Origin of the sequence: Pediococcus damnosus, from assembly GCF_001437255.1 — a bacterium.
In the GTDB taxonomy this organism is placed as follows: domain Bacteria; phylum Bacillota; class Bacilli; order Lactobacillales; family Lactobacillaceae; genus Pediococcus; species Pediococcus damnosus.
This window is the reverse complement of record NZ_JQBD01000026.1, coordinates 1-22,963: the sequence shown is the minus strand read 5'-3', so window position 1 is coordinate 22,963 and position 22,963 is coordinate 1. Positions and strand designations below refer to the sequence as shown.

At 38.5% G+C, this 22,963-nt stretch carries 19 protein-coding genes; 11 read left to right on the top strand and 8 right to left on the bottom strand.

Going from position 1 to position 22,963, the window contains the following annotated elements:
• Positions 1-123 precede the first annotated feature (123 nt).
• The 8 genes from metF to rpmH form a co-directional block, all read right to left on the bottom strand.
• Positions 124-1,017 (bottom strand): methylenetetrahydrofolate reductase [NAD(P)H], encoded by an 894-nt coding sequence (metF, locus tag IV84_RS04875; RefSeq protein ID WP_056986187.1) that lies wholly within the window; start codon positions 1,015-1,017, stop codon positions 124-126.
• Entirely contained in the window at positions 1,004-3,277 is a 2,274-nt protein-coding gene (gene metE / locus IV84_RS04870; RefSeq protein ID WP_056986186.1) for a 5-methyltetrahydropteroyltriglutamate--homocysteine S-methyltransferase, read from the bottom strand. The genes metF and metE overlap by 14 nt, the downstream gene beginning before the upstream one ends.
• 416 nt (positions 3,278-3,693) lie before the next feature.
• On the bottom strand, positions 3,694-5,601 hold the full coding sequence (gene mnmG / locus IV84_RS04865; protein ID WP_046870954.1) for a tRNA uridine-5-carboxymethylaminomethyl(34) synthesis enzyme MnmG: 1,908 nt from the start codon (positions 5,599-5,601) through the stop codon (positions 3,694-3,696).
• A gap of 72 nt (positions 5,602-5,673) precedes the next feature.
• The gene (gene mnmE, locus IV84_RS04860; RefSeq protein WP_056986185.1) at positions 5,674-7,065 is read right to left on the bottom strand and encodes a tRNA uridine-5-carboxymethylaminomethyl(34) synthesis GTPase MnmE; all 1,392 of its coding nucleotides are present in this window, start codon (positions 7,063-7,065) and stop codon (positions 5,674-5,676) included.
• A 164-nt stretch (positions 7,066-7,229) separates the two neighbouring features.
• Positions 7,230-8,039, bottom strand: a complete 810-nt coding sequence (gene jag / locus IV84_RS04855) for an RNA-binding cell elongation regulator Jag/EloR (RefSeq protein WP_046870952.1) — start codon at positions 8,037-8,039, stop codon at positions 7,230-7,232.
• 73 nt (positions 8,040-8,112) lie between these two features.
• The gene (gene yidC / locus IV84_RS04850) at positions 8,113-8,949 is read right to left on the bottom strand and encodes a membrane protein insertase YidC (protein WP_046870951.1); all 837 of its coding nucleotides are present in this window, start codon (positions 8,947-8,949) and stop codon (positions 8,113-8,115) included.
• On the bottom strand, positions 8,950-9,309 hold the full coding sequence (rnpA, locus tag IV84_RS04845; RefSeq protein WP_046870950.1) for a ribonuclease P protein component: 360 nt from the start codon (positions 9,307-9,309) through the stop codon (positions 8,950-8,952).
• A gap of 120 nt (positions 9,310-9,429) precedes the next feature.
• Positions 9,430-9,564 carry a 50S ribosomal protein L34 gene (gene rpmH / locus IV84_RS10685; protein WP_080945492.1) on the bottom strand — a complete coding sequence of 45 codons (135 nt, stop codon included), beginning with the start codon at positions 9,562-9,564 and terminating at the stop codon, positions 9,430-9,432.
• Positions 9,565-10,121: 557 nt separating this feature from the next.
• Here rpmH and dnaA point away from each other — a divergent pair.
• The 11 genes from dnaA to IV84_RS04790 all read left to right on the top strand — a co-directional run bounded on the left by dnaA (position 10,122) and on the right by IV84_RS04790 (position 22,895).
• Entirely contained in the window at positions 10,122-11,468 is a 1,347-nt protein-coding gene (dnaA, locus tag IV84_RS04840; RefSeq protein ID WP_046870949.1) for a chromosomal replication initiator protein DnaA, read from the top strand.
• A gap of 174 nt (positions 11,469-11,642) precedes the next feature.
• Positions 11,643-12,782 carry a DNA polymerase III subunit beta gene (dnaN, locus tag IV84_RS04835; protein ID WP_056986184.1) on the top strand — a complete coding sequence of 380 codons (1,140 nt, stop codon included), beginning with the start codon at positions 11,643-11,645 and terminating at the stop codon, positions 12,780-12,782.
• Positions 12,783-13,097: 315 nt separating this feature from the next.
• Entirely contained in the window at positions 13,098-13,328 is a 231-nt protein-coding gene (gene yaaA, locus IV84_RS04830) for a S4 domain-containing protein YaaA (protein WP_046870947.1), read from the top strand.
• 2 nt (positions 13,329-13,330) lie between these two features.
• Positions 13,331-14,449, top strand: a complete 1,119-nt coding sequence (gene recF / locus IV84_RS04825; RefSeq protein ID WP_046870946.1) for a DNA replication/repair protein RecF — start codon at positions 13,331-13,333, stop codon at positions 14,447-14,449.
• Between the two features lie 227 nt (positions 14,450-14,676).
• Complete coding sequence (gene gyrB / locus IV84_RS04820) at positions 14,677-16,656, top strand: DNA topoisomerase (ATP-hydrolyzing) subunit B (RefSeq protein WP_056986183.1); 1,980 nt, start codon at positions 14,677-14,679, stop codon at positions 16,654-16,656.
• Between the two features lie 80 nt (positions 16,657-16,736).
• Positions 16,737-19,232 carry a DNA gyrase subunit A gene (gyrA, locus tag IV84_RS04815; RefSeq protein ID WP_056986188.1) on the top strand — a complete coding sequence of 832 codons (2,496 nt, stop codon included), beginning with the start codon at positions 16,737-16,739 and terminating at the stop codon, positions 19,230-19,232.
• Positions 19,233-19,417: 185 nt separating this feature from the next.
• Positions 19,418-19,708, top strand: coding sequence for a 30S ribosomal protein S6 (gene rpsF, locus IV84_RS04810; protein WP_046872028.1), 291 nt, complete (start codon positions 19,418-19,420; stop codon positions 19,706-19,708).
• A gap of 38 nt (positions 19,709-19,746) precedes the next feature.
• Entirely contained in the window at positions 19,747-20,298 is a 552-nt protein-coding gene (gene ssb / locus IV84_RS04805; RefSeq protein ID WP_046872029.1) for a single-stranded DNA-binding protein, read from the top strand.
• 24 nt (positions 20,299-20,322) lie between these two features.
• Entirely contained in the window at positions 20,323-20,565 is a 243-nt protein-coding gene (gene rpsR / locus IV84_RS04800) for a 30S ribosomal protein S18 (protein WP_046872030.1), read from the top strand.
• A gap of 258 nt (positions 20,566-20,823) precedes the next feature.
• Positions 20,824-21,504 carry an EAL domain-containing protein gene (locus tag IV84_RS04795; RefSeq protein ID WP_046872031.1) on the top strand — a complete coding sequence of 227 codons (681 nt, stop codon included), beginning with the start codon at positions 20,824-20,826 and terminating at the stop codon, positions 21,502-21,504.
• 29 nt (positions 21,505-21,533) lie between these two features.
• Entirely contained in the window at positions 21,534-22,895 is a 1,362-nt protein-coding gene (locus IV84_RS04790; RefSeq protein ID WP_056986182.1) for an FAD-dependent oxidoreductase, read from the top strand.
• Positions 22,896-22,963 lie beyond the last annotated feature (68 nt).

Here is a 22,963-nt window from a genome sequence, read left to right as displayed (position 1 = left end):
TCCACCAATACGATTTGACAGAGACCCGCTTTTTAAAACTCTATTTAGTTTTAAACTTCATTAGCTAACAACCATCTATAAGCAAGATGGCGTAAAATTGTTTCACGTGAAACAAAAAACATTTTAAAGGTGAACACTAGGCTTTTCTTCAGAATCTTTAAACAATGAAGCCGTTGCATCCCAGATTCGCTGAGCAACCTTACTATGGTTCATCGTATAAAGATGAATGCCATCAACACCATGGGCTACCAAATCTACAATTTGATCAATGGCATAGGCAATTCCTGCATCCCTTAAAGCTTCTTTGTTATCAGCATAATGATTTAATATCGCCGCAAACTTCTCTGGTAGTGGTTTCCCAGAAATTTTCGCCATGCGTTCAATCTGACTCTTATTCGTAACTGGCATGATTCCGGCTTCAATAGGAACTGAAATTCCAGCTGACCGCGTTTGATCCATAAAATCATAAAAACACTGATTTTCATAAAACAACTGAGAAATAAGATGATCCGCGCCAGCATCAACTTTGCGTTTTAAGTTAGCAATATCTTCTATCAAATTAGCAGCTTCTTGGTGGCACTGTGGGTAGCAAGCTCCCATCAGTTGAAAATCACCAGGCTGTTCTTTAATGAAGCTGACAAGCTCATTAGCGTGGTTAAAATCACCAACCGGAGTTCTTCCAGCAATTTTGTCCCCACGCAATGCCAAAATATTGGAAATATGATGCCCTGACAACTCTGCCAATAACTTACGGACATCCTCTTTGGATTGATAGAGACCAGGAATGTGGGCAACTGCTGGAATATTTAAATCATTTTGAATAAAATTCGCAATCCCAACCGTTTGATTTTGGGCACCAATACCACCCGCACCAAGCGTAACGGAAATAAAATCGGGGTGGATATGTTCCAAATTAGTCAACGTCTTTCTGATCTTATCAACTGGCGCTTCCCCATGTGGAGGAAATACTTCAAAAGAAAAGACCGTTTTGTGTTTAAAGATCTCAGTTAGTTTCATAAAGCGAACTCCTTACTTTTTTAGCGGCCTCTACCATATTGGTTACAGCTTCAAAGGCTTCCTTCTCTGAACGGGTTTTTAAGCCACAATCTGGATTAATCCAGACCTTAGCTGCCGGTAATTTGGCAATAATTCGTTTGATAATTTCTTCTAGTTCTTCAACGCTAGGAATCCGTGGTGAGTGAATATCATACACACCAGGACCCACTTCAGTCTGGAAATCTGCCGCGACTAATTGATCAATCAACGACAAATCAGAACGAGAAGCCTCAAACGAAATCACATCGGCATCCAAATTATCAATGGCTTGAATAATGTCGCCAAACTCGCTGTAGCACATATGGGTGTGAATCTGGGTCTCTGGTTTTACGCCACTATGCACAAGTCGAAAGGCAGGAACCGCCCAGTCAAGATAGGCACTGTACCAATCTGATTTTCTCAAAGGCAAGTTTTCCCGTAACGCTAGTTCATCGATCTGAATAATTTTAATGTCATGTGCTTCGAGATCCAACACTTCATCACGAATCGCCAAGGCAATCTGCGTAACCGATTGTTCTGGGGTGATATCTTCACGTGGAAACGACCAATTAAAGATCGTCACTGGGCCCGTCAACATCCCTTTAACTAAATGATCGGTCAATTTATTGGCGAAAACCGTCGTATCCACAGTAATAGGTTCATTACGACTTACATCTCCCCAAATAATTGGTGGCTTAACCCCACGACTACCATAGGATTGCACCCAACCATTTTGAGTGAAGACAAATCCATCAAGTTTCTCGCCGAAATATTCAACCATGTCATTGCGCTCATATTCACCATGGACAAGCACATCCACGCCAGCATCTTCCTGGAACTTAATAATTCGTTTTATTTTTTCTTGATTAAACGCATCATATTCGGCACGCGTAATTTCGCCCTTACGCAATTTAGACCGATTTTGACGAACATCCTTAGTTTGTGGGAATGATCCAATGGTCGTTGTTGGTAGCTCTGGTAAATGAAAAACATCCTTTTGAATTTTCTCGCGTTTAGACCGTTCTGGCAATCTTGTATAATCAGCGGGGGTTAAATGGTCAATCCGAGTTTTAACCTGCTGATTTTCTGGATGTCGAATTGTCGAAAACAACTCATTATTAACGGCCAACACTTTTTGATCGTGGCCTTGAAAAATCGCATCTAATTCAACTAACTCGTCTAATTTTTGGTAAGCAAAAGCCAAATGACGTTGAACGGACTTGGGCAAATTAGTTTCTAATGAAGCATCATATGGAACGTGTTGAAGAGAACAAGAACTGCTCAATACCACATCGCCTGCAACATTCAATGATTTCAGAGTCTCAATGGTCGTTACGTAATGATTACGCCAAATGTTTTTACCATTCACAACGCCTGCAAAAAGGACTTTATCAGCTGGGAAGCCATCTTGTTTAACTAACTTAATATTTTCCTTCGTAGCAACAAAATCTAATCCAATCCCATCAAATGGCAGTTTCGTAATCGTTTGGTAGGAATCACGCACATCACCAAAATAGGTTTGAAGTAAAACTTTAACATCCTTTTTTGCCGCCAAAAGTTTGTCATAAATCTTAGCAAACAACGCAATATCAGCTTCACTTTGATCAAAACTAAGCGCAGGTTCATCTAATTGCAACCAATTTATGCCTTGCGTATTGAGTTTAGCAAGTAACTCACTGTATGCCGTAGTTAAGGAAGCTGCAAAATCACTTGCTTGTTTGTGTCCTTTAAAAATACTCAATTTGAGTAATGTATAGGGGCCCACAATGACAGCCTTAGGATTTTCGATACCCTGATCTTTAGCTTCAGTAATTTCATCAAAAAGTTTGGACCCAACTAATTTTACGTCCGTTTGGTCATCAAATTCAGGAACTATGTAGTGATAGTTCGTATTGAACCACTTTTTCATTGGTAAAGCCTTAACTGATGCCGTTTCACTCTGATAGCCACGTGCCAACGCAAAATATTCGTCTAAACTATCCAACCCTAAAGACTTGTAGCGATCCGGAACAATGTTGAATAGATAGGCAGCGTCTAAAGTTGTATCGAAAAATGAAAAATCACCAACCGGAATTAAATCAATCCCCGCTGCTTTTTGCTTAGCCCAATGCTGTGCTCTAAGTTGTTTAGCCGTTGTTAAAAGCTCTTCTTGAGTTGCTCGTTTCTTCCAATAATGTTCCGTTGCAAATTTTAATTCTCGATGTTCACCAATTCTAGGAAAGCCAATAATACTTGTTGTCATAATCTTCCTCCAATTATTTTTTAATAAAAAAAGCACCACCATTACGCGCTCGGAAATAAATCCGAGGACGCGTAACCGTGGTGCCACCTCTTTTTTTGTCAATTTCACAATCAACAACTCAACTAGTTTTAAAATTAAACTAGGGCCCCTTATCGGTGGCACAACCGGTGATTTGGCGTGAACCGCATCACAGCTCTGAGCTCATCTTCATCCCTACTCTAAATCCTCATTTTCACCGAATTTCTGAGGTCTCTAACATTTTTGTAGGAACTACTCTTCTCATCAACACTTTGAATTAAATTTTAATGAGAGTTTACAACTAATTTAAATTATTGTCAAATGCAAAAACACTTCACAAAAAAATTCATAATAAAAACACCTCAGAATTTTGGCTCTAAGATGCTTAAAAAAGTGACCTATTTAACTTTAGCAATTCTACCTTGTTCAATATAAACACTCAAGATTGCGATATCAGCAGGATTAACCCCACTAATCCGACTTGCCTGTGCAATTGTTTGTGGTTGAATTTTCTCCAACTTTTGGCGACCCTCAGTGGCTAGGCCATTAATTTCTTCATAATCGATATGCTCTGGAATCTTTTTAGCTTCCATCTTCTTCAAACGTTCTACACGTTGTTTAGCCTTTTTAATGTACCCTGCATATTTAATCTCAATTTCAACTTGTTCAACAACTCGACGATCTAATTTTTTGTCTGGTGCTGGAATAAATTTTAGTAAATCTTGGTAAGTGACTTCTGGACGACGCAAAAATTCGGAGGCCAAAACACCGTCTTTTAATTCATGTCCACCTTTAGAGATCAGAAAATCTTTAACTTGCTTTGGTTTAATTCGAATGGTATCCAGACGTTTCAATTCAGCCTCAATATCAGCCTTTTTAACCAAGAAGGTTTGATAGCGATCATCATCAATCAAACCGAGGTCATGGCCCATTTCAGTTAATCGCAAATCAGCATTGTCATGACGTAAGATTAAGCGATACTCGGCACGACTGGTAAGCAAACGGTAAGGTTCCTTGGTTCCCTTCGTGACAAGATCATCAATCATGACACCAATATATGCATCGCTACGTTTCAGTGTAAATTGGCCATTATCCAAAGCTCGTAAGCCGGCGTTAATTCCAGCCATTAAACCTTGACCAGCAGCCTCTTCATATCCTGAAGTTCCGTTAGTTTGACCAGCTGTATACAAATTTTTAACAATCTTTGTTTCCAAAGTTGGTTTCAACTGATAAGGAGCTATTACATCGTATTCAATGGCGTAACCTGGACGCATCATCTCAGCATCTTCTAACCCTTTAATAGAATGTAAAATCTTTTGTTGAATTTCTTCTGGCATCGAAGTTGAAAGTCCCTGAACATACCACTCGTCCGTATTCCGGCCTTCAGGTTCAAGGAATAATTGATGATGATCTTTATCAGCAAATCGCACAATTTTATCTTCAATTGAAGGACAATAACGAGGTCCCACACCTTCAATCACGCCTGTAAACATTGGTGCCCGATCCAAGTTCTTGCGAATAATCTTATGTGTATACTCATTTGTATAGGTCAGCCAACATGATAACTGATTTTTCACATCAATATAATCACTATCTGGCGTTGTAAAACTAAAGTGATTAGGCTCTTTGTCACCTGGTTGCTCTTCAGTCTCATCGTAGTGAATTGTGCCACCATCAACCCGAGGTGGAGTCCCTGTTTTGAAACGCTCTAATTCAAATCCATAATTTTGTAAGTTCTTAGTTAACTCTTTGGCAGGTTGTGAGTTATTAGGACCTGAAGAATACATCAATTCGCCAATAATAATCTTTCCTCGGGCTGCTGTTCCTAAAGTTAAGACCACACTCTTGGCATGGTAGCGAGCCCCTGTATTTGTGATAACGCCTTTACAGACGCCATCTTCAACAATTAAATCATCTACAATTCCCTGTCGTAAAGTCAAATTGGGTTCATCTTCAATGGTCTTTTTCATTTGTGCATGGTAAGCATGTTTATCTGCTTGTGCCCTCAAAGCACGAATGGCAGGACCCTTACCTGTATTCAACATTCTCATCTGAACATAGGTTTTATCAATATTTTTGCCCATTTCGCCACCAAGTGCATCAATTTCGCGAACAACGATGCCCTTAGCCGGACCACCAACTGATGGATTACATGGCATAAAGGCAACCATATCTAAATTGATGGTCATCAATAATGTCTTGTTTCCCATTCGTGCCGCCGCTAAAGCTGCTTCTGAACCAGCGTGTCCAGCGCCAACCACGATCACATCGTAATCTCGACCTGCATACTGTTTTACCTCTGTCATGCCTTTTCCTCCACCATTTGAGCTTCAATCAGCTTCATAATTTGTTTTATAATTAACTTCACTTAACTTCAATTACTTACCTAAACAGAATTGACTAAATAATTGATCTAATAATTCATCTTGATAACTGTCTCCCGTAATTTCGCCGAGAAGTTCCCAGCATTGAGTCATATCAATCTGAACTAAATCAACAGGCATCCCATCATCTAATCCCTGAAGAACAGAGTCGAGTGCATCTTCCGCCTTATTTAGTAGTCCAATGTGACGCGCATTAGTTACGATGACACTATTTTGATTACTTTCGATGCCACCAAAGAATAATTTTGTGATTTTATCCTTCAAATCATCCAAACCGACACCCTTAGTAGCTGCAGTTCGAATAATTTGATCTTCTGGCACTAACTTCAATAACTCATCCATATCTAATTGTAAAGGTAGATCAGTTTTATTGAGAATAATAATCCGTTTGGCATCATTTGTAACTTCAATTAACTGCCGGTCATCTTTAGATAAGGGGTGACTGCTATCCAAGACAAGCAATACTAAATCGGCCGTTTGAATTGCCTTCCGACTTCGTTCAACGCCGATTTTTTCAACCTTATCGTTGGTATCCCGAATTCCTGCAGTATCAACCAATTTTAACGGCACGCCACGCACATTCACGTACTCTTCCAAAACATCACGTGTGGTTCCTGCGACATCCGTCACAATCGCTTTATCCTCATGAAGCATTCGATTCAGTAAACTAGATTTACCAACGTTAGGATGACCAACAATCGCCGTTGCTAACCCATCACGAAGAATTTTACCTTCTTGAGCCGTTTGCAACAATTGTTTGATTTGAGCTCTAACTTCAACTGCCTTTTCGCGTAATAATTTACTAGTCATGGTTTCAACATCGTCATACTCAGGATAATCAATATTAACTTCAACTTTTGCCAATACATCCAAAATATCTTGACGTAAGTTTTTAATTAAATGTGATAAATCACCATCAAGCTGATTTAAAGCCACCTTCATAGAGCGATCCGTTTTTGCTCGAATCAGATCCATAACTGCTTCTGCCTGAGAAAGATCCACCCGACCATTTAAAAAGGCCCGTTCCGTAAATTCTCCTGGTTTTGCCATCCGAGCACCATTACTCAAGACCAGTTGAAGAATATCATTAGTAGGCACAATTCCACCATGACAATTTATTTCAATGACATCTTCTCGCGTGTATGTTTTAGGAGCTAACATCACAGAAACCATCACTTCATCAATCTTTTCATTAGTTTTTGGATTAACAATATGACCATAATTGATCGTATGACTATTTACCTTATGAAGATCTTTGCCCTTAAAAACACGTGAAGCTACTTCTAAAGCCTCATTACCACTCAATCTAACTATGGAAATACCTCCTTCACCAGGTGGTGTTGAAATTGCGGCAATGGTATCTAATTCGGTTGCTGTCTCTTGCATTTCTTGTTTCCTTTCTAATAACTCAAGTCAAATAAAAAAAGCACCTAGTCCACGCCCTAAAAAGGTTGCACGTGGTAAAGTACTTTCACTACTTTATCTTAAATAAGAATAATTAATTATATCTTAAATTTTTATCACTCATTTGTCAATTTCTTACACTTGGTTTAGAGCTGTTCATCTTGCACAAGGGCCACAACGACATAGCGGTGTGGTTCATGTCCCTCTGAAAAAGTGGTTACAAAATGATTATTTGTCAGTGCTGCATGAATTACCTTTCGTTCAAAAGCGGGCATAGCATCTAAGAAAACAGGGTCACCAGTCGCAACAACTTCTCGCGCCGTACTCTCAGCCAAATGCTGAAGAGTTTTCTTTCGTCGTTCACGATAATTCTCAACATCTAAATTTACATTAGCGTGTGAAACGTTTTGATGCAATAAGAAAACTTGAGCTAAGGTCTGTAAGGCGTTAATTGTCCTTCCGTGCTTTCCAATCAGCATACCTTCTTGCTCAGTTTTAAAATTAATTTGGACCTCGCGATGATGGAAAGTGCTGGTTGCTGTTGCTTTAATTCCTAGTTGAGACACAATCTTTGTTAAATAATTTTGTAGCTCTGCAACAACTTGTTCATTCAAGTGTGGATGAGAAATCGTTTTGACAGATTGCGTTTCTACTTCTTTGGGCTTAGATTGAACTTCATTTTTTGTTTCATCAGTTGCTTCATCGGGCTTAATATGAACTTCAGAATTAGTTTTGTGTGCCTGTTTAGGCTCAATCCTGTTATTTTCTACATTTTCTTTTGGTTTTTTGATTTCAGTAACCGTCATTTCAATTTCAGCCAGCTTTTTGCCAATCCCTAGAAATCCTCGTTTGGGCTCAACAATTGTTTTAACAGTTACCTCATTTCTACTAACGTCCAGATCAGCTAAACCCATTTGGACTGCTTTTTCAAGAGTATTAGCTTTATAAATTGCCATGTTATCCCTCCTTTATCTTCAGCATTACAAATAAAAAAGGAGACCAGAACCTAAATTCCAATCTCCAGTCTTATTATTTTCGATTTCGACCTTTGTAGGCTTTACGTTTAGCTTTGGCAATTGCACGTTTCTTATCTTGCTCTGCCTTAGCTTTAGCTTCACGTTCTCGGTTAATCTTAAAGGGATTTTGTAGAAGCAGTGTTTGTCCGGCTTGAAAAATATTCGTAACAACCCAGTAAAGGGAAACAGCAGATGGCACACTCAGAGCCGTAAAGAAGATAATTACAGGCATCCCAATTGTCATCATCGTTGTCATCCCATTTTGTGTGGGTTGCGACTTCATACTGAGCCATGAGCTAATGTAAGTGAACACCGCGGCTATAACTGGCAAAATGAAGTAAGGATCTCTATCACCTAATTGAAGCCATAAAAATGTTCCGGCCTTCAAAACTTCAGTTCGACTTACAGCTGCATACAAAGCATACAAAATTGGTAATTGTACAATCAATGGCAAACATCCAGCAACTGGATTTACACCAGCTTCTGCGTACAATTTTTGTTGTTCATCACGAAGCTTTTGTTGAGTTTCAATATCTTTAGAAGAATACTTCTTTTGCAGTGCCTGTACCTTAGGTTGAATTTCAGCTGTTTTCATCGAAGATTTGGTTTGATAAATCATCAAGGGTAGAATGATAATCCGAACAATAATGGTAAAGACAATAATTCCCCAACCATAATTATTACCAAATAATTTAGATAGCCATATAATCGCCCGTGAGAAATTATAAACAATCCAATGATCCCAAAAACCGGTACTGTTTTTCGTGATCGGTGCTGTACTACAGCCGGCCAATAAGACCGTTAAACTGGCAACTGCCATCATCACCATATTTCTTTTGCTGTGTTTCACTTATTTTTCCTCACTTTGATCAGTAGTTAAAATATTAGCCAATGTGAATACATGTTTCAATTGCTGTTTAGTTTCTTTCATTGAAAGACCAGACGATTGCGGCCGTGCAATAACCAGAAAATCGATATCCTGACGCAATTGAGGTTTAAATTCAAGAACGCTTTGGTTAATTCGACGCTTCATAAAATTCCGCATGACTGCGTTACCGATTTTTTTACCAACCGAAATTCCCACACGAAAATGCGGTTGCCCTGGTTTATCCATGACATACACAACAAATTTACGGTTTGCAAATGAATTATGAGTTTCAAAAACCCTCTGAAATTCTGTTTCTCTTTTTACACGGTATGACTTTCGCATGATCTCTCTCCAAAATGTATCGTATTATCAAGTTTCTACATATTATATAGAATAAAAGGGCTTTTGTCTTTGAATTTTGAAAATCTCTTCAAAAATAAAAGACCACTGGGATCAGTGGCCTTATGCAGATAATACTCTTCTACCTTTTAGACGTCGACGTGCTAAAACTCTACGGCCGTTACTTGTACTCATACGTTTACGAAAACCATGAACACGTGAACGATGACGTTTTTTTGGTTGGAATGTTCTTTTCAATTCGTACACCTCCCATAACAACACTGAAATTTTATAGTTTCATTTATATATTAATGAAATCAACTCAGTATCTAATCACAATTACTATAATATAATATCATAAATATGACTTCATGCAAAGGCCTTAATTAAAAATTGTTTCTTATTAGGAAAGCTTTTTATCCACAGCTACAAGTTTCACAGGTTACCTTCTTGTGGATAAAAATATTTTTAGTCTGTACTTATCCACCGGTTTTTCCAAACTTATCCGGATATTCACCCCCTGTGTTTGAGTTATCCACATTTTCATGTTTTTCAGTGGATAACCTCAACAAACACAGTATTAACGGGGGATAGTTATCCACAGCAATGTGTGAATAAATTGAAAAATCATGAAAATAATGCCCTTTTTCAACAACTTGTTGATAAACTTTTTCACTATCTGTGTGTTATTTTAAAAAGTTTTCCACATCCTGTGGAAAACTTTTTTTTTTCATGCTAAAATTATCTTATTGTTTCTTTCAATCAATAACTAAAAACGTAAAAAATAATTCGTAAGCCACTTTGGAGGGGTTTTTGTGCAAAGTAAAAATGAACTCTGGGATCAAATCAAAGCCGATTTTAAAAAAGATAATGACATCTCATCACTCGGCTTTTCTACTTGGATTGATGTCGCAAAACCTATCGATTTAAAAGACCATGTCATGACAATCCAGTTACCATCCCCATTACACCGGGATTACTGGAAACAACATTTGGCACCTAAATTTGTTGAATATGCGTATTTAATCACAAAAGAAGACATTACCCCTGATTTTATTCTAGAGGGTGCCCAAACTGAAAATGCCGAGGAAAAAAAACCGGCTGAAAAAAGGCCAAGAGAAACTCCTGACTTTATGGAAAAAACTTCTTTAAACGATAAATATACATTTGATACATTTGTAACTGGTAAAGGTAACCAAATGGCACATGCCGCAGCCTTGGTCGTTTCTGAAGATCCTGGAACGATGTATAATCCGCTGTTTTTCTACGGTGGCGTAGGATTAGGTAAAACTCATTTAATGCACGCGATCGGTCATCAAATTTTAAAAAACGATCCCAATACAAATATTAAATACGTAACTAGTGAAGCTTTCACTAATGATTTTATCAATGCCATTCAGTCTAAACATCAAGAAGAATTTCGCGAAGTTTATCGAAATGTAGACTTGCTGTTAGTAGATGATGTTCAATTCTTTGCTGATAAAGAGGCTACGCAAGAAGAATTTTTCCATACTTTTGAAGCATTATATAGTAATCAAAAACAAATTGTCCTAACTTCTGATCGTTTACCAAATGAAATTCCCAAGTTGCAAGAACGCCTTGTTTCTCGTTTCAAATGGGGGTTGTCGGTCGACATTACGCCACCTGATCTTGAAACTCGGATCGCCATTTTACGAGAGAAAGCCATGGCAGATAACATTGAAATTCCTGATGAAACCTTGAATTATATTGCTACTCAGGTAGATTCCAATGTTCGAGAATTAGAAGGTGCATTGGCTCGTGTTCAAGCTTATTCAAACTTACAAAACACTGCCATTACCACAGATCTTGCATCCGAAGCTATGCGGAGCTTGAATTTTGGTACCAAATTCAGTGAAGTTTCCATTTCACTTATCCAAGATAAAGTTGCCAAATACTATCACACTTCAATTTCAGATTTAAAGGGTAAGAAACGGATGAAATCAATTGTCATGCCTCGCCAAATTGCGATGTATCTTTCCCGTGAGTTAACTAATGCTTCATTACCAAAAATTGGAACGGAATTTGGTGGTAAAGATCATACAACTGTTATTCATGCGCACGAAAAAATCGCGGCGGCCTTAAAAAAGGACGATGATTTACAACGTCAAATTGCCGATCTCAAAAGTGAGCTCAAACCTTAGCCTGTGGATAGCTGTGAATTAACGTAATAGTTATGCACATTCTATCAACATGCCGAATCATGGACCTACCTAAGCGTTAGGTTACATTTGCACAATATCAACAGGCCCTATTACTACTGCTACTTTTACTATATAATTATATATAAATACATTTGCTAAAAAGGAGAGTCCATAATGAAATTCACAATCAAACGAAATATATTCATTCAAAAACTAAACGATGTTCAACGAGCAATCTCATCTAAAACAACTATTCCAATCTTGACAGGTTTAAAATTAGATGTGACATCAGATCAGATCATCCTAACAGGGAGTGACGCTGATATTTCTATTGAAACTGTGTTAGATTCAAAAAACGAAGATAATGGACTTTCAATTGAAGATCCTGGAAAAATTGTTTTGCCAGCTCATTTTTTCAGTGACATTGTCAAAAAGCTTCCTGAAGAATCAATGACGCTTGAAATCACTGAAGGTTTTCAAACTAAAATTTCTTCTGGAGCTGCTGAATTTACAATTAATGGTTTAGATGCAAATAATTATCCGCATTTACCAGAATTAGATGGCAATGATCAAATTCAACTTTCCGGAAATATTTTTAAACAACTTATTAGTCAGACAGTAATTGCTGTTTCTTCTCAAGAAAGTCGGCCAATTTTAACAGGAGTTCATTTCAGTATCGATGGTGACCAATTCATGGCAGTTGCTACAGATAGTCATCGCTTGAGCCAACGAAAAATCACACTACCTCAAGCGAATTCAGGTAAATATGATGTAATTATTCCTGGAAAAAGTCTCATTGAGTTATCTCGGATGATTGGTGAAGAAAATCCAGATGTAATTATGCGAATTTCTGAAAATCAAGTGCTCTTTACATTAGGTGACACAGCGTTTTATTCACGGTTACTTGAGGGAAATTATCCAGATACATCGCGTTTAATTCCAAAGGAAGCAAACACAAAGCTTGAATTTAATGCACCTGCCTTATTGGCTGCAATTGAACGAGCTTCGTTACTTTCTCATGAAAGTCGCAATAATGTCGTTAAGCTAACAATTGCTACAGAAAATAATCAGGTTGTTATTTCTGGAAATTCACCTGATGTCGGAAATGTTGAAGAACAATTGGATGCTAAGGCAGTTGAGGGTGAAGATTTGGAGATTTCATTCAATCCAGATTACATGAAAGATGCTTTACGTTCTTTTGGTCAGACAGAAATTTTAGTTTCGTTTACATCGGCATTACGTCCATTTACGTTGGTACCAACCGAGGATAAAGAAAACTTTATTCAACTGATTACGCCAGTTCGAACATTTTAAAAAAAATAAATTCTAGAGACCAAAATACGAACAACGTGTTTTGGCCTTTTTTTGTCTGAAAATTAAATTTAGAGGTTTTGAGAATAATACGGAAAAAACGGCAAAAGTATCTAAATATGTTCAAGATGCCTTAAAACGCAAAATACGGCCTCTGAGTTTGTTTTTTTCGCTTTTTAAAGGTATAATAGATAAGTATTTAGTATTGATATATTTCAAAAATAAATTTCGGTATTTATTTTTTTCACTATAAATTTTGGTCGAAAAATTGAAGCGAAATGTTATTAAAAATTTGTAATAGTAAAGGTGGTTGTGAACTTGGAAGAGCATAAAGTTTTAATTACGACACCATTCATTACGCTTGGGCAACTTTTAAAAATGGAAGATATTATTGGAAGTGGCGGTCAGGCAAAATGGTATCTTCGTGAACATTCTTTAGAAGTTAATGATGAACCTGAGGATCGACGAGGGAAAAAGCTATATCCGAATGATACAGTGAACATTCCAGGTGAGGGATTGTTTCTTGTGCGTCCAAGACGTGAGGAATAAATATGTACTTGGAGAATCTTAGTCTTCATAATTTTCGAAATTATACTGATTTAGAAACTGAATTTATTCCTGGTGTAAATGTGCTATTAGGTGCAAACGCACAGGGGAAGACTAATTTACTTGAGTCTATTTATGTTCTGGCTTTAACTCGGAGTCATCGGACGTCGAATGATCGCGATCTAATTAATTGGGATGCAGATACGGCGCAATTGGCTACCCGGGTCAAGAAACAAGTAAGTTCAATGCCTTTGGAACTGGAACTGAGTGCAAAGGGAAAACGGGCCAAGGTAAACCATATTGAGCAAAGTAAATTATCCCAATATATCGGTCAGTTAAACGTAGTCTTATTTTCTCCGGAAGATTTGTCTTTGGTGAAGGGCTCACCAGCCATTCGGCGACGATTTATTGACATGGAATTCGGTCAAATGAGTAGTAAGTATCTCTATAATTCAGCACAATATCGAACGATTTTGAAGCAACGAAATCAATATTTAAAACAGTTAAAGTTTAAAGTGCAAAGCGACAAAGTGTTTTTAGGCGTTTTGTCTGATCAATTGGCTGCTTACGGTGCTGAGATTACATTTCAGCGCCGTCAATTTTTAAAGAAGTTAGAAAAATGGGCACAACAGATGCATACGCAAATTTCGTTAGGCAAAGAACATTTAACGTTTGAGTATGTTTCTCAAGTTGATCAAGAGGAAGAACTGACGGTTGACCAGCTCTATAAAAAATTGCAAGAAGCGTTTTCGGAACATGAGGAACACGAATTACAGCAGGGAACCACATTAGTTGGTCCGCAACGGGATGATGTGCGTTTTTTAGTTAATGGAAAAAATGTGCAAACATTTGGTTCGCAAGGACAGCAGCGAACAACGGCTTTAAGTGTAAAACTTGCAGAAATTGATCTCATGAAAGAAGAAACAGGAGAATATCCGATTTTACTTTTGGATGATGTGTTGTCAGAGCTTGACGATGAACGACAAACGCATTTGTTGAAGTCCATTCAAAATAAGGTTCAAACCTTTTTAACGACAACGAGTTTGAGTGGTGTTGCTAGACAATTGATTGATGAACCTCGGATATTTACGATTAGTCAGGGGACTTTGCATGTGGAAACATAGTCTCACTAGTCTAAGAACGAGGAGGGCCAGTTCGCCTAAGTATTTTAATGCTGTAGAGCGAATGGACACCGTACCGAGGATGAGATTTTGCGAGAGCAAAATAGTCATTAAGAACGAGGAGGGCCAGTTCGTCTAAGTATTTTAATGCTGTAGAGCGAATGGACACCGTACCGAGGATGAGATTTTGCGAAAGCAAAATAGTCATTAAGAACGAGGAGGAATAAACAGTGGCAGACGACGATAAAACAAAATCAACAGAAAAAGTTGAATCCGCACAGGAGCGTAAAGAAGAAAAAGCTCAAGAATATGATGCAAGTCAGATCCAAGTTCTTGAAGGTTTGGAAGCAGTTAGAAAACGTCCCGGAATGTATATTGGGGCAACAAGTGCCCAAGGACTCCATCATTTAGTTTGGGAAATTATTGATAACGGAATTGATGAAGCTTTAGCCGGGTTTGCGGATAAAATCGATGTGACGGTTGAAAAAGATAATAGCATTACGGTTTTTGATAATGGCCGAGGAATTCCAGTTGGAATCCAGGCTAAGACTGGTAAACCAGCCCTAGAGACAGTTTTCACAATTTTGCATGCCGGTGGTAAGTTTGGCGGCGGCGGTTATAAGGTTTCTGGTGGTCTGCATGGTGTTGGGGCATCAGTTGTCAATGCGTTGTCAGAAGAACTTGACGTTAGAGTTATGCATAATGGCAAGATTTACTATATGGATTTCACGCGTGGCAAAGTTAAGACGGCCATGAAGGTTATTGGTGAGTGTGGTCCTCATGCACATGGGACGATCGTTCATTTCTTACCAGATGCAGATATTTTCCAAGAAACAACTACTTTTGACATTAAAACCTTACGAACCCGAATTCGTGAATTAGCATTCTTGAATAAGGGATTGCGAATTACACTTAAGGATTTACGACCTGAAAAACCTACTGAAGATGATTTTCTTTATGAAGGTGGAATTCGGCATTATGTAGATTATTTGAACGAAGGCAAAGAACTGCTTTTTCCGGAACCTATCTATGTGGAAGGTGTCGAAAATGGCATTACAGTCGAAGTTGCCATGCAGTATACGGAAGGTTATCAGAGTAAGTTACTAACTTTCACGAATAATATTCATACGTATGAAGGTGGAACTCATGAAGAAGGCTTTAAACGGGCTTTGACACGGGTTGTTAATGATTATGCGCATAAGACGGGATTATTGAAGGATAACGAAGATAACCTATCCGGTGATGATGTTCGTGAAGGGTTAACTGTAGTTGTGAGTGTGAAACATCCTGATCCTCAATTTGAAGGCCAAACAAAGACTAAATTAGGGAACTCCGATGCACGAACTGCCGTTAATGATGTGTTTGGCGAACATTTCAATAAGTTCTTAATGGAAAATCCAGATATTGGCCGAAAGGTAATTGACAAGGGCTTATTGGCATCTAAAGCACGAGTTGCTGCAAAACGGGCTCGTGAAGTGACGCGGAAAAAGAGCGGCCTAGAAATTAATAATTTACCAGGGAAATTGGCAGATAATACGTCCAAGGATCCTGCAATTAGTGAATTATTTATTGTCGAAGGTGATTCTGCCGGCGGAAGTGCCAAACAAGGGCGTTCGCGTTTAACCCAAGCAATTTTACCAATTCGTGGGAAAATTCTTAATGTCGAAAAAGCTACTTTGGATCGGGTGTTAGCTAACGAAGAAATTCGTTCGTTGTTTACGGCCCTTGGGACTGGTTTTGGTGAGGATTTTGATGTTACAAAGGCTAATTATCATAAATTAATTATTATGACGGATGCCGATGTCGATGGGGCTCATATTCGAACTTTGCTATTGACGCTATTCTATCGCTACATGCGGCCAATGATTGACGCTGGATATGTGTATATTGCACAGCCACCGTTGTATCAAATTCGCCAAGGAAAAATGATCAGGTATATCGATTCGGATGAAGAATTAAAAGAAACTTTGGGTCAGCTGCCACCAAGTCCCAAACCAGCAATTCAACGGTATAAAGGTTTAGGTGAAATGGATGCTTCTCAATTATGGGAAACGACCATGAATCCTGATAATCGTCGTTTATTACGAGTGTCTGCCAAAGATGCCGATGCGGCTAGTGGCGATTTTGATATGTTGATGGGCGATCGGGTTGAACCGCGTCGAAAATTTATTGAAGATAATGCTGTCTTTGTAGAAAACTTAGATGTCTAATTTAGGATTGGAGGTTAAATAATTTGTCTGACGAAGAGAATATCGGAACTCGTGTAACGGATGTCAATCTGAGTAAAGAAATGCGAACATCCTTCCTAGATTATGCAATGAGTGTTATTGTGGCGCGAGCTTTACCTGACGTACGTGATGGTTTAAAACCAGTACATCGTCGAATTTTGTATGGAATGAGTGAATTAGGGGTTACCCCTGAAAAACCTTATAAGAAATCAGCCAGAATTGTTGGGGATGTCATGGGTAAATATCATCCCCATGGTGATTCAGCAATTTATGAATCCATGGTTCGAATGGCCCAAGATTTTAGTTATCGGTATATGTTGGTTGACGGACATGGTAACTTTGGTTCAGTTGATGGTGATGGTGCCGCTGCGATGCGGTATACCGAAGCGCGAATGAGCAAAATTGCTGTCGAAATGTTACGTGATATTAATAAAAATACGGTTGATTTTCAAGAAAATTATGATGGCACAGAACGGGAACCAGAAGTTTTGCCAGCTCGTTTTCCTAACTTATTGGTAAATGGGGCAACCGGAATTGCGGTCGGGATGACCACCAACATTCCACCTCATAATTTAACAGAAGTCATTAGCGCAATTCATATTTTGATGGATAATCCTGAGGCAACGACTGCTGATTTGATGGAGGCAATCCCTGGACCTGACTTCCCAACTGGTGGAGTAGTCATGGGAAAATCTGGAATTCGAAAAGCCTATGAAACCGGTAAGGGAACCATCATTCTCCGTGCTAAGGTTGATATCGAACAAGAGAAGAGCGGTCGCGAACGAATTATTGCAACTGAACTTCCTTACATGGTAAATAAAGCTAAATTAATTGAGAGAATTGCTGAATTAGCTCGTGATAAACGAATTGAAGGCATTACGGATGTGAATGATGAAAGTGACCGTGAAGGAATGCGGGTTGTCATTGATGTTCGTCGTGATATGAGTGCTTCAGTTGTTTTGAATAACTTATATAAAATGACTTTGATGCAAACGACGTTTAGCTTTAATATGCTTGCTATCGTAGCTGGCGCACCAAAAGTTTTAAGTTTGAAAGAGATTTTACAGTACTATCTCAAACATCAAGAAGAAGTTGTCCGTCGTCGAACTGAGTTTGATTTGAAAAAAGCTCAAGCTCGGGCTCACATCCTCGAAGGATTACGAATTGCGTTGGATCATATTGATGCAATTATTGCGATCATTCGTAATTCTCAAACTGCTGAAATTGCCAAAGATCAATTAATGCATAACTACTCATTATCTGACAAACAATCACAAGCTATTTTGGATATGCGGCTTGTTCGTTTAACTGGACTGGAACGTGAGAAGGTTGAAAGCGAATATACCAAATTGATGGCAGATATTAAGGATTATCGCGATATTTTGGCCCATAAAGAACGTTTAAATCAAATTATTTATCAAGAACTTCTTGATATCCAAGAAAAATTTGGTGATAAACGCCGTACGGAGCTTTTGGTTGGCGAAGTATTGAGCCTTGAAGATGAAGATTTAATTGATGAAGAAGACGTCATGATTACATTAACCCATAATGGGTATATTAAGCGGATGCCAACTTCTGAATTTAAGTCTCAACGTCGTGGTGGTCGTGGCGTGCAAGGGATGGGTGTTCATGATGATGACTTTATTGAACATCTTGTTTCCAGCTCGACGCATGATGTGTTATTGTTCTTTACAAATGCTGGGAAAGTTTACCGAATGAAGGGTTACGAAATTCCTGAATACGGCCGAACAGCTAAAGGAATTCCGGTAATTAATCTGTTAGGAATTAGCGCCGGTGAAAGTATTCAAGCTGTGATCAATGCTGGTCAAGATCGTGATAATTCGAAAGAACGTTACTTATTCTTCACGACTTTGAAGGGTGTTGCGAAACGGACACCGTTGGCTGAATTCTTAAATATTCGGAGTAATGGTCTCAAGGCGATTAATTTGAAGGATGACGATGAATTAATCAACGTGGCAATTACAGATGGTAAGCAAAACATTATTATTGGAACCCATAATGGATATGCCGTTAGTTTTGCGGAAGAATCAGTCCGTTCAATGGGTCGTTCTGCAACCGGTGTACGTGGAATTCGTTTACGTGATGAGGATTACGTGGTCGGGGTTGATTTGCTCAAACCTGAAAGTAAAGTTTTAATTATTACTGAAAAAGGTTACGGAAAACAAACACCTGCTAAAGAATATCCAATTAAGGGTCGAGGCGGTAAAGGAATCAAAACAGCGAATGTGACTGCTAAAAACGGTCAGATAGCTGGGATGACCACCGTGCTTGGCGATGAAGATATTATGTTGATCACTAACCGAGGCGTTATGATTCGGTTTGATGTAGGTTCAGTTCCAGAAACTGGCCGAGCAACAATGGGTGTTCATTTAATTAGAATTGGTGAAGATGCCAAAGTTGCCACAATGGCAAAAGTTGATCATGAAGATGAAGATCAATCAGATGAAGAAAATGCCAAGTCATCCGAGCAATCAGATGACCAAGCAACGACTGAAAAAACAGTTACTAAAGAAAATTCTAACGATCAAGAAAAATAATTAAATAAAATCCCAATAAACAACGTAACTTAGTTATGTATCGTTTATTGGGATTTTTGTTTATTGCGTTGCACAAGTATGAATGCTATAATTGGAGTTCGTGAGTAACTATTAATTTAGAAGCTCTCCTTGCTTTCTTAAAATTGTTAAGAAAGCCACTTAGTCCATAAGGAGGTGTAAAACACATGGCACAAAAATCATACGAAATTACTTATATCATTGCGCCAGATGTTGACGAAACAGCTAAGGCTGCCTTAGTAGAACGTTTCGACAAGATTTTGACAGACAATGGTGCAGAAGTGGTTGATTCAAAAGATTGGTCCAAGCGTCGTTTTGCTTATGAAATCGGTGGATACAATGAAGGTATCTATCACGTTATTAACATAAAAACAAACGATGACAAGGCTTTGAATGAATTCGACCGAATCTCAAAGATTACTGATGGTATCTTACGTCACATGATCGTTGTACGTTAAACAATAAACTTAATTAATTTAGGAAGGAGTCATTGTTTATGATAAACCGAACAGTTCTTGTTGGACGCTTAACCAGAGATCCTGATTTACGATACACCAACAGTGGTGCTGCAGTTGCAACCTTTACAGTCGCAGTTAATCGGCAGTTTACGAACTCTCAAGGGGAACGTGAAGCTGACTTTATTAACTGTGTCATTTGGCGAAAAGCCGCAGAAAACTTCTCTAACTTTACCCATAAAGGTTCATTGATTGGGGTTGATGGACGGATTCAAACCCGTTCATACGAAAATTCACAAAATCAACGAGTATACGTTACCGAAGTTGTTGTTGAAAACTTTTCATTGTTGGAATCCCGATCTCAGTCCGAGCAGCGTCAACGGCAGGAGAATAACTCGGGACTTCACAGCAGTGCTCCGCAATCATCATCTGCGAATACCAATCCGTTTGATGCCGGGCAAGGAAACAACAATAGCAGTAGTAGCCAAAGTAATAGCAATGGTCCTGCTTCTAGTGCAAGTACCAACCCGAATGATCCGTTTGCAAATAACGGCGAACAAATTGATATTTCCGACGATGATTTACCATTCTAATCGTCATTAGAGGAGGGAAATTTCATGGCTCAACAACAAAGAAGAGGCGGAAATCGTCGACGTCGTAAAGTCGACTTTATCGCAGCTAACCATATCGAATATATCGATTATAAAGATACAGACTTACTGAAACGTTTCATTTCAGAACGAGGCAAGGTTTTGCCACGTCGTGTTACCGGAACAAGCGCTAAGAACCAACGTCGTTTAACAATTGCAATTAAACGATCACGGATCATGGGCTTACTTCCATTCGTTTCCGAAGAGTAATTTAAATAAATACCTTTCAAATCAACTAATTGATTTGAAAGGTATTTTTTTTGATTATTTATACATAATTTAGTTTATTTTTTTGTAATTTATGATACGGTAAATAAGTATAAAAACGTATGAAAAGTTAAATCAGTAAAATTCATAATTTAAGGTGATATCGGTCTACACCAGCACTTGAATGGTAATATTATAAAACATTTTATCCAGAAGTGTTTTATAATGGTAAATAGTTAATACAATTAAAAGGGGAAATAAATGTATCGTTATTTCATTCAACCACAGTTAAATAAAATGAATAATTCGTTAATTGGATATGAGTTGTTAATTCGAAAGCATACAGATAATGGTTGGCGGATTCCAAAACTTTTTTCGGAGATTCCAGCGCCAGTGATTGCTGATACATTGACTGAGACAACGGCAAAACTAGTTTTAAAGATTGGGTCCGTATCGGTTAATTTAAATCGAACGCAGATGATGAATGCACAGATTAATGCCGCATTGATTAATGCCCAGGATCAGTTACGCCCCTTGAGACTAAATATAGAGCTGACAGAAGAGCCAGGCGATGAAAAGATTACGAATGCTGATCTGAAACCGATGTTTGAACATTTTATTCAACGTGGTATGGAAATTTGCTTGGATGATGTGGGTACTGGAGACAATCAACACGCGGAAATTGAAGCATTATTGCCATATGTGAGTGAAATTAAGTTTGCCCTTCAAAATTTTAAAGAAGGTTTCCAAGATCCTTCGATTCAGGCGAAGGTTGTGTATTGGCGGGATGTTGCCCGTGAAGAAAAATTAAGATTTATCCTTGAAGGAATTGAGGATGAAGCCGATGATCAGTTGGCCGATGATTTGGAAATTGATTTGCGACAAGGCTATTATTACGGGAAACCACATTTGCTTAAAATTAATGCTAGTGATCCTGATTAATTTAAATCTTAGGGAAGAAGGAAGCTATTGTGAAAGTTGTTGTAGTTGGTTGTACGCACGCCGGAATTGCAGCTGTTACGCAAATCTTTAAAGCTCATCCCGACACAGAGGTAACAATTTATGAGCGCAATGATAACGTCTCATTTTTGTCGTGTGGCATTTCTTTATATTTAAATGGTGATGTTAAGCGGCTAGAGGATATGTTTTATGCAAGCCCTGAAGATTTAGAAAAACAGGGGGCTACCGTCCGAACCCAACACGATGTTTTGAGTGTGGATACTAAGGCGCATCAGCTTACGGCGCAAAATATGGTTACTAAAGAAGTTTTCACAGATACTTATGATAAGTTAATCATGACAACTGGCTCGTATGTGGTGGTGCCACCGCTCATGGGAATTGATGATTCACGCGTTTTATTATGTAAAAGCTATGAACAAGCAAAACAGCTTTACAAAGCAGCAAAAGTACATAAGCATATCGCCATTGTTGGTGGCGGTTATGTGGGTGTCAAACTGGCAGAAGCTTACGCGGATACCAAACATGAAGTGACCTTGATGCAATCGCATGATCAAGTATTGAATAATTACGTGGGGCCATTAATATCAGGAAAAATCACCGAATTACTAAAAACTCATGGAGTCCACGTGCTTTTGAATGAAAAGGTACAGGCTTTCCATGGAAACGATCAAACGGATAATATTTTAATTGAAACGAGTAAGGGTGAACACAAAGCAGATTTGGCCATTGTTAGCACTGGTTTTATGGCAAATACAGGGTTACTGCAAGGCCAAGTTGATATGGATCGTCATGGAGCAATTCTGGTTAATGAATACGAGCAAACATCAAATGCTGATGTTTATGCGGCCGGAGATGCCTGCATATCCCACTTTAATCCTGCTGGAAATGATGCTTATATCCCGTTAGCGACGAATGCTGTTCGTCAAGGAGCATTAGCGGGAATGAATATTTTTGGTGAAGTCCAAAAAGATATGGGAACCCAAGCCACTTCAGCAATGGAGCTGTTTGGCTACACCTTAGCTACAAGTGGGTTAACGCTTAATGCTGCTAAAAAAGAAGGCTTAGACGCGACCTCCGTGATATATGAGGGCAACTATCGACCAAGTTATATGCCAACCACCGATTTATTGACGATTGAACTAGTTTATAATCGGAAGAATCGCCAAGTTTTGGGCGCGCAATTATTTAGTAAACACGAAGTTTCGCAATCAGCCAATGCAATCTCAATTTGTATTCAAAATAAAAATACAATTGATGATCTGGCGTTTGTGGACATGCTTTTTCAGCCTCACTATGATGAACCTTTTAACTATCTGAATTTAGTGGCGCAATTGGCAATTGAACAAGAACGACAAACGAACCAAGTAAAATAGGACAAATTTAAAAAGAGTCTCTGAAAGTCAGTAATTACGGTTCTTCGTCAACTGTTGTTGGTGAACAA

What these genes read in the sequence shown, in the direction of transcription:
- metF (WP_056986187.1), bottom strand. Translation starts at nt 1,017, where the DNA reads ATGAAACTAACTGAGATCTTTAAACACAAAACGGTCTTTTCTTTTGAA.
- metE (WP_056986186.1), bottom strand. Translation starts at nt 3,277, where the DNA reads ATGACAACAAGTATTATTGGCTTTCCTAGAATTGGTGAACATCGAGAA.
- mnmG (WP_046870954.1), bottom strand. Translation starts at nt 5,601, where the DNA reads ATGACAGAGGTAAAACAGTATGCAGGTCGAGATTACGATGTGATCGTG.
- mnmE (WP_056986185.1), bottom strand. Translation starts at nt 7,065, where the DNA reads ATGCAAGAGACAGCAACCGAATTAGATACCATTGCCGCAATTTCAACA.
- jag (WP_046870952.1), bottom strand. Translation starts at nt 8,039, where the DNA reads ATGGCAATTTATAAAGCTAATACTCTTGAAAAAGCAGTCCAAATGGGT.
- rnpA (WP_046870950.1), bottom strand. Translation starts at nt 9,309, where the DNA reads ATGCGAAAGTCATACCGTGTAAAAAGAGAAACAGAATTTCAGAGGGTT.
- dnaN (WP_056986184.1), top strand. Translation starts at nt 11,643, where the DNA reads ATGAAATTCACAATCAAACGAAATATATTCATTCAAAAACTAAACGAT.
- recF (WP_046870946.1), top strand. Translation starts at nt 13,331, where the DNA reads ATGTACTTGGAGAATCTTAGTCTTCATAATTTTCGAAATTATACTGAT.
- gyrA (WP_056986188.1), top strand. Translation starts at nt 16,737, where the DNA reads ATGCGAACATCCTTCCTAGATTATGCAATGAGTGTTATTGTGGCGCGA.
- rpsF (WP_046872028.1), top strand. Translation starts at nt 19,418, where the DNA reads ATGGCACAAAAATCATACGAAATTACTTATATCATTGCGCCAGATGTT.
- ssb (WP_046872029.1), top strand. Translation starts at nt 19,747, where the DNA reads ATGATAAACCGAACAGTTCTTGTTGGACGCTTAACCAGAGATCCTGAT.
- rpsR (WP_046872030.1), top strand. Translation starts at nt 20,323, where the DNA reads ATGGCTCAACAACAAAGAAGAGGCGGAAATCGTCGACGTCGTAAAGTC.
- IV84_RS04795 (WP_046872031.1), top strand. Translation starts at nt 20,824, where the DNA reads ATGTATCGTTATTTCATTCAACCACAGTTAAATAAAATGAATAATTCG.